The 12,750-nt window shown below is 58.3% G+C and carries 8 protein-coding genes, 2 tRNA genes and 2 rRNA genes; 9 read left to right on the top strand and 3 right to left on the bottom strand.

The window, feature by feature from the left end:
• Positions 1-423: a protoporphyrinogen oxidase HemJ gene (hemJ, locus tag ACTJJX_RS02075; RefSeq protein WP_003113170.1), complete on the bottom strand. Its 423-nt coding sequence runs from the start codon at positions 421-423 to the stop codon at positions 1-3.
• A gap of 290 nt (positions 424-713) precedes the next feature.
• On the opposite strand from hemJ, the gene argC reads away from it, so the two are divergent.
• From argC to erpA, 4 genes are all read left to right on the top strand, one after another.
• Positions 714-1,748, top strand: coding sequence for an N-acetyl-gamma-glutamyl-phosphate reductase (gene argC / locus ACTJJX_RS02070; protein WP_003085247.1), 1,035 nt, complete (start codon positions 714-716; stop codon positions 1,746-1,748).
• Positions 1,748-2,467, top strand: a complete 720-nt coding sequence (locus tag ACTJJX_RS02065; protein WP_016852419.1) for a DUF6776 family protein — start codon at positions 1,748-1,750, stop codon at positions 2,465-2,467. Before argC ends, ACTJJX_RS02065 begins: the two co-directional genes overlap by 1 nt.
• Positions 2,468-2,890 (top strand): bactofilin family protein, encoded by a 423-nt coding sequence (locus ACTJJX_RS02060; RefSeq protein WP_003120826.1) that lies wholly within the window; start codon positions 2,468-2,470, stop codon positions 2,888-2,890.
• Positions 2,891-2,967: 77 nt separating this feature from the next.
• Positions 2,968-3,318 (top strand): iron-sulfur cluster insertion protein ErpA, encoded by a 351-nt coding sequence (erpA, locus tag ACTJJX_RS02055; protein ID WP_003085254.1) that lies wholly within the window; start codon positions 2,968-2,970, stop codon positions 3,316-3,318.
• 53 nt (positions 3,319-3,371) lie between these two features.
• Here the strand turns inward: erpA and ACTJJX_RS02050 are convergent, their stop codons facing one another.
• Both ACTJJX_RS02050 and ACTJJX_RS02045 read right to left on the bottom strand, forming a co-directional pair.
• A complete protein-coding gene (locus ACTJJX_RS02050; RefSeq protein WP_016852420.1) occupies positions 3,372-4,463 on the bottom strand; it encodes an anhydro-N-acetylmuramic acid kinase in 1,092 nt (363 codons plus the stop codon).
• A 2-nt stretch (positions 4,464-4,465) separates the two neighbouring features.
• Positions 4,466-5,905, bottom strand: coding sequence for a peptidoglycan DD-metalloendopeptidase family protein (locus ACTJJX_RS02045; protein ID WP_023081591.1), 1,440 nt, complete (start codon positions 5,903-5,905; stop codon positions 4,466-4,468).
• A gap of 188 nt (positions 5,906-6,093) precedes the next feature.
• Here ACTJJX_RS02045 and tyrS point away from each other — a divergent pair, with 188 nt between their 5' ends.
• From tyrS to ACTJJX_RS02020, 5 genes are all read left to right on the top strand, one after another.
• The gene (gene tyrS / locus ACTJJX_RS02040) at positions 6,094-7,293 is read left to right on the top strand and encodes a tyrosine--tRNA ligase (protein ID WP_003101660.1); all 1,200 of its coding nucleotides are present in this window, start codon (positions 6,094-6,096) and stop codon (positions 7,291-7,293) included.
• Between the two features lie 539 nt (positions 7,294-7,832).
• Positions 7,833-9,368 (top strand): 16S ribosomal RNA (locus ACTJJX_RS02035).
• Between the two features lie 64 nt (positions 9,369-9,432).
• A tRNA-Ile gene (locus ACTJJX_RS02030) sits at positions 9,433-9,509 on the top strand.
• 28 nt (positions 9,510-9,537) lie between these two features.
• Positions 9,538-9,613, top strand: a tRNA-Ala gene (locus tag ACTJJX_RS02025).
• Between the two features lie 226 nt (positions 9,614-9,839).
• A 23S ribosomal RNA gene (locus tag ACTJJX_RS02020) occupies positions 9,840-12,730 on the top strand.
• The 16S and 23S rRNA genes sit together here with 2 tRNA genes alongside, the layout of an rRNA operon.
• Positions 12,731-12,750: the final 20 nt, after the last annotated feature.

Raw genomic sequence — 12,750 nt, 5'->3', positions numbered from 1 at the left:
TCAGAAAGGTTTGAGCACCACCAGTAGGACGATCAGCAGCAGGAACAGTACAGGCACTTCGTTGAACCAGCGGTAGAACACATGGCTGCGCCCCGGCTCGCCGCGGGCGAAGCGCTTGAGCATGGCGCCGCAGGCGTGGTGGTAGCCGATCAGCAGGACCACCAGGGTCAGCTTGGCGTGCAGCCAGCCTTGGCTCAGCCAGCCGGGGGTGAGATAGAGCATCCAGAGGCCAAGGACCAGGGTGGCGAGCATCGAGGGCATCATGATCCCTCGGTAGAGCTTGCGCTCCATGACGCAGAAGCGTTCCCGGCTGGTCTGGTCCTCGCTCATGGCGTGGTAGACGAACAGGCGCGGCAGGTAGAACAGGCCGGCGAACCAGCAGACCACGGCGATGATATGGAAGGCTTTGAGCCACATGTACATCAGGACATCCTCTTGATCACGGTGCCCCGATAGTAGAGGGATGGCTGGAACGCGTCACCCTGGCGGCTTGCCGCTGTCTGATTTGCCGGCAGATATGGCCGCATAACAGGTAGGAACATTCGGATAGGGCCTCGCAGCAATTTCTGCCCGACGACCCCGGGGGCTAGACTGCCGACCGAAGGGCCGAACCGGTCGCAAAGCCGGACGCCCAGCGCTGTTCATGCCGGCGCTCGGCTCTTATCATTGGCCTCTTTTGGCTAGCTTGCCTCAGCGCGCGGAGTGATGGACAGATGATCAAGGTCGGCATCGTTGGCGGTACGGGTTATACAGGCGTGGAACTGCTGCGCCTGCTGGCGCAGCATCCGCAGGCCCGGGTGGAAGTGATCACTTCACGTTCCGAGGCGGGGGTGAAGGTCGCCGACATGTACCCGAACCTGCGAGGTCATTATGATGACCTGCAGTTCAGCGTGCCGGACGCGCAGCGCCTCGGCGCCTGCGACGTGGTGTTCTTCGCCACGCCGCACGGCGTGGCGCACGCGCTGGCTGGCGAACTGCTGGACGCCGGGACCCGGGTCATCGATCTGTCCGCTGACTTCCGCCTGGCGGACGCCGAGGAGTGGGCGCGCTGGTACGGACAGCCGCATGGCGCTCCGGCGCTGCTCGACGAGGCTGTCTACGGCCTGCCGGAAGTGAACCGCGAGAAGATCCGCCAAGCCCGCCTGATCGCCGTGCCGGGTTGCTACCCGACCGCGACCCAGCTGGGCCTGATCCCGCTGCTGGAGGCCGGCCTGGCCGACGCCTCGCGGCTGATCGCCGATTGCAAGTCCGGGGTCAGCGGCGCCGGTCGGGGTGCCAAGGTTGGCTCGCTGTTCTGCGAGGCGGGCGAAAGCATGATGGCCTACGCGGTCAAAGGGCATCGGCATCTCCCGGAAATCAGCCAGGGCCTGCGTCGGGCCTCCGGCGGCGAGGTCGGGCTGACGTTCGTACCGCACCTGACGCCAATGATCCGCGGTATCCATGCAACCCTTTATGCCCATGTCGCGGATCGCTCGGTCGACCTCCAGGCGTTGTTCGAGAAGCGCTACGCCGACGAACCCTTCGTCGACGTGATGCCGGCCGGCAGCCATCCGGAGACCCGCAGCGTGCGTGGCGCCAATGTCTGCCGAATCGCCGTGCATCGCCCCCAGGGCGGCGACCTGGTGGTGGTGCTGTCGGTGATCGACAACCTGGTCAAGGGCGCCTCGGGTCAGGCGCTCCAGAACATGAACATCCTGTTCGGGCTGGACGAGCGCCTGGGCCTCTCGCATGCGGCCCTGCTCCCCTGATGTCCGGCTGGGAACTCCAGTTCCGTGATCCACGGCGGGCCTGGCTGGTCCGCCTCGGGGTGGGTGCGCTGCTGCTGGCGGTTCCGCTGGCGTTTCTCGGCGGTCGCTGGTCGACCGGGGCGGACGCCGCTCGCAGCGAGGCCGATGTGCAACGCCAGGAAACCCTGATCGGCGAGCAGAAGGCCGAGCTGGAGCGCCTGCGTACCGAAATCGAGGTGTTGCGCAGCGGAGAACGTCTCAGCCAGCAGGCCACCGAACAGAGCCGGCAGACCATCAAGCTGCTTGAGGACCAGGTGTTCAAGCAGCAACAGGACATCGCGTTCTACAAGGGGGTCGTCGCGCCGGCCAGCAAGGCGGATGCGCTGGAAATCCGTGCCTTTGAGGTGCAGGGCACGGACGACCCGCAGCGCTTCCGCTATAAGGTGATGCTCAGCCGCCTGGGCAGGGACGACCGCAAGCTGGATGGACGGCTGAAAGTCCGCATCAGCGGCAAGCTGGCGCGCAAGGACGCTACCTACGACCTCGAACAGCTCTCGCCGGAACTGGGCAAGACAGGGCTGTCGATTTCCCTCCGGCATTTCCAGTCGATCCCAGAAGGGGGGCGTTTCGCCGAGCTGGAGCTGCCGAAGAACTTCATCCCGAAGCTGATCGACGTACGTGCGGAGCTGAATGGCCAGTCCAAACCGCTACAGCGCCGTTTCGATTGGCCGAAGCAGTGAGTGAGCATTATGTGGAGCAAGAACAAAGGCCGGGCCGACGTCCAGCGTTTCACCGGGCAGACCAGCCTGATCGCCAGCGGCGCCGAACTGGTCGGTGACATGAACCTCAAGGGCGCGGTGCAGATCGACGGCACCGTCCGCGGAGCGTTGCAGGCGCACGAAGGGCTGGTGCGGGTCAGCGCCGGCGGTCGTGTCGACGGCGAAATCCGGGCCCCCCATGTGATCATCGACGGTCAGGTGGATGGCGACATCCATGCCATCGAACGCCTGGAGCTGGGGGCCCAGGCCCGGGTGAAGGGCAATCTTCACTATGGGCTGATCGAAACCGCCATGGGGGCCCAGATCGAGGGCCGCCTGTGCCCGATGACCGAGGCCAGTCCGCGCCCGCTGGAACTGCCTGCCAGCGTGGAAACTGTGGATTAGTTGACCATTTTTCTGGGACAAGAGGATAATGGGCGTAATGTTGTAACGCACGGCCTCAAGCCGGGAGATTCGGAAACATGAGCATCGAGACCTTCACCCCTACGCCCCTGCTCTTTACCCCAGGCGCAGCCAACAAGGTGAAGACGTTGATTGACGAAGAGGGCAATCCTCGCCTGAAACTGCGTGTATTCGTCACCGGCGGCGGTTGCTCGGGCTTCCAGTATGGCTTCACCTTCGACGAAGATATCGCCGATGACGATACCGTGATCGAGCGCGATGGCGTGGGCCTGGTGGTGGACCCGATGAGCTTCCAGTACCTGGCGGGCTCGGAAGTCGACTACCAGGAAGGCCTGGAAGGTTCGAGGTTCGTCATCAAGAACCCGAACGCCGCCACGACTTGCGGTTGCGGACAGTCGTTCTCGATCTGACGTCGATGGGGCCGCTACGAAAACGCCGCGCTTATATGCGCGGCGTTTTCGTTTCAGGCGGGATACAGCGCGCCCAGAGTCCTGGGACCGAGCGCACCGGTCACATCAGGGCAGTTGCCGGGCAGGCGCTCGAGAAACCGATGGGCTAGCCAGGCGAATGCCATGCCCTCCATCCAGGCAGGGGGAATGCCGTATTCGTCGGTACTGGCGACCCGAGCTTCGGGCATCAGCATGGCCAGGCGCTTCATCAGCGCCGTATTGAAGGCGCCGCCGCCGCATACCAGCACCTCTTCGCAGTCCGGCTGGGCGTCCAGCAGCGATTCGCTGATGCTGCGCGCGCTCAGTTCCAGCAGGGTTGCCTGGATATCCGCTGCCGGCAAGGCAGGGTGACGAGCCAGGTGCTCCTGCAGCCAGGGCAGGTTGAAGCGCTCGCGCCCGGTGCTCTTGGGGCCACGCGCGGCGAAGAATTCATCCGCCAGCAGGCTTGCCAGCAGTGCGTGGTTCACCTGGCCGCTGGCGGCCCACGCACCGTCCCGGTCGAAATGTTCGCCGCGCTGGTGATGAATCCAGGCGTCCATCAGCACGTTGCCCGGGCCGCAGTCGAAGCCGCGTACCGGCTTTCCGGGACTGAGCAGCGAAACGTTGCTGAAGCCACCGATGTTCAGGACCGCCCTGGAGGCGTCACCATCGCCAAACAGCGCCTGATGGAAGGCCGGTACCAGCGGGGCGCCCTGGCCGCCGGCTGCGACGTCGCGGCGGCGGAAGTCGGCGACGACATCGATGCCGGTCAGCTCCGCCAGCAGGGCGGGGTTGCCGATCTGCACCGTGAAGTGGCGAGCGGGTTCATGCCGGATGGTTTGACCGTGACTGCCGATGGCACGGACTCCGTCGGGGCTCATCTGCTGCTGGAGCAGCAGTTCGCGCACGCCCTGTGCTGCAAGGGCGACCCAGCGTTGCTCGACTTCGGCGGCGCGGGCGATTTCATCGGGTCCGGGGACGCACAGGGCGAGGATGTCTTCGCGCAGCCCGGCCGGCATGGGTAGGTAATGGGAAGCGAGCAAGGTGGTGCGATCACCTTGCTCGATCAGGACGATGTCCATGCCGTCCAGGCTGGTTCCGGACATCAACCCCAGGTAGCGCGGCACGATCAGCGCTGCTTGTTCAGGGCCAGGAGGGTTTTCTTCTCCTGATCCATGCGCGCGATCATCGGCTGGGTCTGCGCAATGAAGCGCTTGCGATCTGCGCCACCGAGCGGGTCCGCCATGGGCAGCTTGGCACTCAGCGGATCGACGTGACGGCCATTGATCTGGAACTCGTAGTGCAGGTGCGGGCCGGTGGCCAGGCCCGTCATGCCCACGTAACCGATGATCTGGCCCTGCTTCACGCTGGTACCGGCGCGGATACCCTTGGCGAAGCGGCTCATGTGTCCGTAGATGGTCCGATAGCGCTGGCCGTGCTGGATCACCACGGCGTTGCCGTAGCCCCCCTTGCGTCCGGCTTCGAGGATCTTGCCGTCTCCGGTGGCCTTGATCGGTGTGCCGATGGGGGCAGCGTAGTCGACGCCCTTGTGCGCGCGGATCTTGTTCAGGATCGGGTGGCGGCGGCCCAGGGAGAAGCGCGAGCTGATGCGGGCGAAATCCACCGGCGTACGGATGAATGCCTTGCGCATGCTGGAGCCGTCGGCGCGGTAGTAGCTGGTATTGCCCTGCTTGTTGGTATAGCGCACGGCGGTGTAGGTCTTGCCACGGTTGACGAAGCGGGCGGCGAGGATATTGCCGGTCGCCACTTGCTTGCCGTTGACCTTGTGTTGTTCGTAGATCACGTCGAACTCGTCGCCTTCACGCAGATCGAGGGCGAAGTCGATGTCGTAGCCGAAGATGTTCGACAGCGACGTGACCAGGTTATAGGGCAGGCCGGCGTTACGACCGGCAACGAACAGCGAGCTGGTGATGCGGCCATGGGCATAGGCGGTATGCAGGTCGATCTGGGCCTTCTCGCGTTTGAAGGAGTAGCCCTTGTCGGTCTTGTCCAGGCCGATGGTCTCGAGTTCGCTCTGCTTGACTCGCAGCGCCTGCAGCTCTCCTTTGGGGTCGAGCTTGAGCTTGACCTCCTGGCCGACCTTCAGATGGGTGAAGCGCTTGGCATCCTTGCTGCTGGTCAGCATGTCGTGCATGGCCGAGGTGGAAAGGCCTGCCTTGGTGAATACGGTCGACAGCGTATCGCCACTGGCGACGGTGATGGTCTTCCACTCGGGATCGACGGGCTTGGTGTCGGCATCGGCTACAGATGTGCCCGGTTTGTCCGAGTCTTGCTCGGCGGTGTTGTCGTCGGAGGCGCCTTCTACCTGAGCGAAAGGCGTGCCTTCGTCGCTGGAATTGGTGACCGATTGCGGCAGGAGGTCGTCTTTCTCCTGAAGGAGGCGATCGGTGTTGCTTTCAAGCTCCAGATTGAGCGTGGTCCTCTTGGCCTCGACTTCGCTCGAGGGGAACACCAGTAGTGCCAAACTGAGGAGCGCTGCAACACCGCTGGCGGCCAACAAGTGGCTTTTCGGGTAATACGGCGGCGCTTTCTGATCGGATTGCGTCATGGCGTGATTGGTGTTTTTGGATTGTGAATAAATAACTGCCTAAAATATAACCAAAATCTCCTTGAATCAAGCCAAAAGTCGCGTCTGGCCTGGCTCCGTCCCCCTGACGGTCGGCAAAATTTGTTTTTAGTCTGCGATCTTGTATGGTTGGTTCCCTTTCGATTTTGGCAATTGGGCAGAACCTGTAAATGAAGTCGGTTGAAGAGCAGCTGGCGCTGATCCAGCGCGGTGCAGACGAGATCCTGGTAGAGGCGGAACTGGTGGCCAAGCTGAAGCGTGGCCAGCCCTTGCGGATCAAGGCCGGCTTCGACCCGACCGCTCCCGATCTGCATCTTGGCCATACCGTGCTTATTAATAAGCTGCGCCAGTTCCAGGACCTGGGGCATCAGGTGATCTTCCTCATCGGCGACTTCACTGGGATGATTGGTGACCCCAGTGGGAAAAGTGTTACCCGTCCTCCCCTGACGCGCGAGCAGGTTCTGGAGAATGCGGAGACGTACAAGTCCCAGGTCTTCAAGATCCTCGACCCGGCCAAGACCGAAGTAGCCTTCAATTCCACCTGGATGGACCAACTGACCCCGGCTGACTTCATTCGTCTTGCCTCTCAGTACACCGTTGCGCGGATGCTGGAGCGCGATGACTTTAGCAAGCGCTATGCCAGCAATCAGCCCATCGCTATCCATGAGTTCCTCTATCCGCTGGTCCAGGGCTATGACTCCGTCGCGCTGAAGGCGGACGTCGAGTTGGGTGGCACCGACCAGAAGTTCAACCTGCTGATGGGGCGCGAGCTGCAGCGTGCCTATGGCCAGGAGGCCCAGGTGATCCTGACCATGCCGTTGCTGGAAGGGCTGGATGGCGTGAAGAAGATGTCCAAGTCGCTGGGCAACTATATTGGTATCCAGGAAGCGCCGGGTGTCATGTACAGCAAGCTGGTCTCCATTCCTGACACGCTGATGTGGCGTTACTTCGAACTGCTCAGCTTCCGTTCCCTGGATGAGATCGATAGCTTCCGCAAGGACGTCGAGGCGGGCGCCAACCCGCGTGACATCAAGATCAAGCTGGCCGAGGAGATCGTCGCCCGCTTCCATGGCGAGGAGGCGGCGGCGAGCGCACACAAGTCGGCCGGCAATCGCCTGAAGGATGGCGAGCTGCCGGAAGACCTGCCGGAGATCGAGCTGTCGTCCCCCGAGGATATGCCCGTTGCCTCTGTCCTTAATAAGGCGGGGTTGGTGAAGAATGCGGCTGCGGCTCGCGATCTCCTGGGTGCCGGCAGCGTCAAGGTGGATGGGCAGGTCGTCGACCGCACCTTCATGCTGGCGCTGGGTGAGACCCGTGTGTTCCAGGCAGGGAAGAAGGCTTTCGCGCGCATCACGCTGAAGGCTGAATAATTCTTTCAAATAAGTGTTGACGCCAGTTTCTATCTCCCTATAATGCGCACCACTCCCGGCGACGACGAAGAGTAAATGCTTGAAAATCAAGGATTTACGGATTCTCTCCCAGGGGTGGTGAAGCGCTCCGGCAGGTTGTCCGCCGCAGCGGTTCGGTCCCGAAAGGGGTTCGAAACGAAGCTTCACCGAGGTGCTTGACAGCGAATTTGAACGCTGTAGAATGCGCCTCCCGCTGATCGGAAGATGGTTTGAAGGTCGGCGCAAGCGGTTGAGTAGAAAAGAAAATTTTCGAAAATAACGCTTGACGGAACGAGAGGTTGCTGTAGAATGCGCGGCCTCGGTTGAGACGAAAGCCTTGACCAACTGCTCTTTAACAAGTCGAATCAAGCAATTCGTGTGGGTGCTTGTGATGTAAGACTGGTGATCGCAAGATTATCAGCAACGCAAGTAACACTCGTGAATTCGAGAGTTTTATCTCTTTTTAAGAGAATGCGATTGCTGAGCCAAGTTTAGGGTTTTCTCAAAACCCAAGCAGTATTGAACTGAAGAGTTTGATCATGGCTCAGATTGAACGCTGGCGGCAGGCCTAACACATGCAAGTCGAGCGGATGAAGGGAGCTTGCTCCTGGATTCAGCGGCGGACGGGTGAGTAATGCCTAGGAATCTGCCTGGTAGTGGGGGATAACGTCCGGAAACGGGCGCTAATACCGCATACGTCCTGAGGGAGAAAGTGGGGGATCTTCGGACCTCACGCTATCAGATGAGCCTAGGTCGGATTAGCTAGTTGGTGGGGTAAAGGCCTACCAAGGCGACGATCCGTAACTGGTCTGAGAGGATGATCAGTCACACTGGAACTGAGACACGGTCCAGACTCCTACGGGAGGCAGCAGTGGGGAATATTGGACAATGGGCGAAAGCCTGATCCAGCCATGCCGCGTGTGTGAAGAAGGTCTTCGGATTGTAAAGCACTTTAAGTTGGGAGGAAGGGCAGTAAGTTAATACCTTGCTGTTTTGACGTTACCAACAGAATAAGCACCGGCTAACTTCGTGCCAGCAGCCGCGGTAATACGAAGGGTGCAAGCGTTAATCGGAATTACTGGGCGTAAAGCGCGCGTAGGTGGTTCAGCAAGTTGGATGTGAAATCCCCGGGCTCAACCTGGGAACTGCATCCAAAACTACTGAGCTAGAGTACGGTAGAGGGTGGTGGAATTTCCTGTGTAGCGGTGAAATGCGTAGATATAGGAAGGAACACCAGTGGCGAAGGCGACCACCTGGACTGATACTGACACTGAGGTGCGAAAGCGTGGGGAGCAAACAGGATTAGATACCCTGGTAGTCCACGCCGTAAACGATGTCGACTAGCCGTTGGGATCCTTGAGATCTTAGTGGCGCAGCTAACGCGATAAGTCGACCGCCTGGGGAGTACGGCCGCAAGGTTAAAACTCAAATGAATTGACGGGGGCCCGCACAAGCGGTGGAGCATGTGGTTTAATTCGAAGCAACGCGAAGAACCTTACCTGGCCTTGACATGCTGAGAACTTTCCAGAGATGGATTGGTGCCTTCGGGAACTCAGACACAGGTGCTGCATGGCTGTCGTCAGCTCGTGTCGTGAGATGTTGGGTTAAGTCCCGTAACGAGCGCAACCCTTGTCCTTAGTTACCAGCACCTCGGGTGGGCACTCTAAGGAGACTGCCGGTGACAAACCGGAGGAAGGTGGGGATGACGTCAAGTCATCATGGCCCTTACGGCCAGGGCTACACACGTGCTACAATGGTCGGTACAAAGGGTTGCCAAGCCGCGAGGTGGAGCTAATCCCATAAAACCGATCGTAGTCCGGATCGCAGTCTGCAACTCGACTGCGTGAAGTCGGAATCGCTAGTAATCGTGAATCAGAATGTCACGGTGAATACGTTCCCGGGCCTTGTACACACCGCCCGTCACACCATGGGAGTGGGTTGCTCCAGAAGTAGCTAGTCTAACCGCAAGGGGGACGGTTACCACGGAGTGATTCATGACTGGGGTGAAGTCGTAACAAGGTAGCCGTAGGGGAACCTGCGGCTGGATCACCTCCTTAATCGAAGATCTCAGCTTCTTCATAAGCTCCCACACGAATTGCTTGATTCACTGGTTAGACGATTGGGTCTGTAGCTCAGTTGGTTAGAGCGCACCCCTGATAAGGGTGAGGTCGGCAGTTCGAATCTGCCCAGACCCACCAATTGTTGGTGTGCTGCGTGATCCGATACGGGGCCATAGCTCAGCTGGGAGAGCGCCTGCTTTGCACGCAGGAGGTCAGGAGTTCGATCCTCCTTGGCTCCACCATCTAAAACAATCGTCGAAAGCTCAGAAATGAATGTTCGTGAATGAACATTGATTTCTGGTCTTTGCACCAGAACTGTTCTTTAAAAATTCGGGTATGTGATAGAAGTAAGACTGAATGATCTCTTTCACTGGTGATCATTCAAGTCAAGGTAAAATTTGCGAGTTCAAGCGCGAATTTTCGGCGAATGTCGTCTTCACAGTATAACCAGATTGCTTGGGGTTATATGGTCAAGTGAAGAAGCGCATACGGTGGATGCCTTGGCAGTCAGAGGCGATGAAAGACGTGGTAGCCTGCGAAAAGCTTCGGGGAGTCGGCAAACAGACTTTGATCCGGAGATCTCTGAATGGGGGAACCCACCTAGGATAACCTAGGTATCTTGTACTGAATCCATAGGTGCAAGAGGCGAACCAGGGGAACTGAAACATCTAAGTACCCTGAGGAAAAGAAATCAACCGAGATTCCCTTAGTAGTGGCGAGCGAACGGGGATTAGCCCTTAAGCTTCATTGATTTTAGCGGAACGCTCTGGAAAGTGCGGCCATAGTGGGTGATAGCCCCGTACGCGAAAGGATCTTTGAAGTGAAATCGAGTAGGACGGAGCACGAGAAACTTTGTCTGAACATGGGGGGACCATCCTCCAAGGCTAAATACTACTGACTGACCGATAGTGAACCAGTACCGTGAGGGAAAGGCGAAAAGAACCCCGGAGAGGGGAGTGAAATAGAACCTGAAACCGTATGCGTACAAGCAGTGGGAGCCTACTTGTTAGGTGACTGCGTACCTTTTGTATAATGGGTCAGCGACTTATATTCAGTGGCAAGCTTAACCGTATAGGGTAGGCGTAGCGAAAGCGAGTCTTAATAGGGCGTTTAGTCGCTGGGTATAGACCCGAAACCGGGCGATCTATCCATGAGCAGGTTGAAGGTTAGGTAACACTGACTGGAGGACCGAACCCACTCCCGTTGAAAAGGTAGGGGATGACTTGTGGATCGGAGTGAAAGGCTAATCAAGCTCGGAGATAGCTGGTTCTCCTCGAAAGCTATTTAGGTAGCGCCTCATGTATCACTCTGGGGGGTAGAGCACTGTTTCGGCTAGGGGGTCATCCCGACTTACCAAACCGATGCAAACTCCGAATACCCAGAAGTGCCGAGCATGGGAGACACACGGCGGGTGCTAACGTCCGTCGTGAAAAGGGAAACAACCCAGACCGCCAGCTAAGGTCCCAAAGTTGTGGTTAAGTGGTAAACGATGTGGGAAGGCTTAGACAGCTAGGAGGTTGGCTTAGAAGCAGCCATCCTTTAAAGAAAGCGTAATAGCTCACTAGTCGAGTCGGCCTGCGCGGAAGATGTAACGGGGCTCAAACCACACACCGAAGCTGCGGGTGTCACGCAAGTGACGCGGTAGAGGAGCGTTCTGTAAGCCTGTGAAGGTGAGTTGAGAAGCTTGCTGGAGGTATCAGAAGTGCGAATGCTGACATGAGTAACGACAATGGGTGTGAAAAACACCCACGCCGAAAGACCAAGGGTTCCTGCGCAACGTTAATCGACGCAGGGTTAGTCGGTTCCTAAGGCGAGGCTGAAAAGCGTAGTCGATGGGAAACAGGTTAATATTCCTGTACTTCTGGTTACTGCGATGGAGGGACGGAGAAGGCTAGGCCAGCTTGGCGTTGGTTGTCCAAGTTTAAGGTGGTAGGCTGAAATCTTAGGTAAATCCGGGGTTTCAAGGCCGAGAGCTGATGACGAGTCGTCTTTTAGATGACGAAGTGGTTGATGCCATGCTTCCAAGAAAAGCTTCTAAGCTTCAGGTAACCAGGAACCGTACCCCAAACCGACACAGGTGGTCGGGTAGAGAATACCAAGGCGCTTGAGAGAACTCGGGTGAAGGAACTAGGCAAAATGGCACCGTAACTTCGGGAGAAGGTGCGCCGGCTAGGGTGAAGGATTTACTCCGTAAGCTCTGGCTGGTCGAAGATACCAGGCCGCTGCGACTGTTTATTAAAAACACAGCACTCTGCAAACACGAAAGTGGACGTATAGGGTGTGACGCCTGCCCGGTGCCGGAAGGTTAATTGATGGGGTTAGCGCAAGCGAAGCTCTTGATCGAAGCCCCGGTAAACGGCGGCCGTAACTATAACGGTCCTAAGGTAGCGAAATTCCTTGTCGGGTAAGTTCCGACCTGCACGAATGGCGTAACGATGGCGGCGCTGTCTCCACCCGAGACTCAGTGAAATTGAAATCGCTGTGAAGATGCAGTGTATCCGCGGCTAGACGGAAAGACCCCGTGAACCTTTACTGTAGCTTTGCACTGGACTTTGAGCCTGCTTGTGTAGGATAGGTGGGAGGCTTTGAAGCGTGGACGCCAGTTCGCGTGGAGCCATCCTTGAAATACCACCCTGGCATGCTTGAGGTTCTAACTCTGGTCCGTGATCCGGATCGAGGACAGTGTATGGTGGGCAGTTTGACTGGGGCGGTCTCCTCCTAAAGAGTAACGGAGGAGTACGAAGGTGCGCTCAGACCGGTCGGAAATCGGTCGCAGAGTATAAAGGCAAAAGCGCGCTTGACTGCGAGACAGACACGTCGAGCAGGTACGAAAGTAGGTCTTAGTGATCCGGTGGTTCTGTATGGAAGGGCCATCGCTCAACGGATAAAAGGTACTCCGGGGATAACAGGCTGATACCGCCCAAGAGTTCATATCGACGGCGGTGTTTGGCACCTCGATGTCGGCTCATCACATCCTGGGGCTGAAGCCGGTCCCAAGGGTATGGCTGTTCGCCATTTAAAGTGGTACGCGAGCTGGGTTTAGAACGTCGTGAGACAGTTCGGTCCCTATCTGCCGTGGACGTTTGAGATTTGAGAGGGGCTGCTCCTAGTACGAGAGGACCGGAGTGGACGAACCTCTGGTGTTCCGGTTGTCACGCCAGTGGCATTGCCGGGTAGCTATGTTCGGAAAAGATAACCGCTGAAAGCATCTAAGCGGGAAACTTGCCTCAAGATGAGATCTCACTGGGAACTTGATTCCCCTGAAGGGCCGTCGAAGACTACGACGTTGATAGGCTGGGTGTGTAAGCGTTGTGAGGCGTTGAGCTAACCAGTACTAATTGCCCGTGAGGCTTGACCATATAACACCCAAACAATCTGA

It is taken from the genome of Pseudomonas sp. 22490 (genome assembly GCF_052044465.1).
GTDB classification, from domain to species: Bacteria; Pseudomonadota; Gammaproteobacteria; order Pseudomonadales; family Pseudomonadaceae; genus Pseudomonas; species Pseudomonas aeruginosa.
The sequence above is the reverse complement of the archived record's forward strand: the minus strand, read 5'-3'. Positions and strand labels throughout refer to the sequence as shown.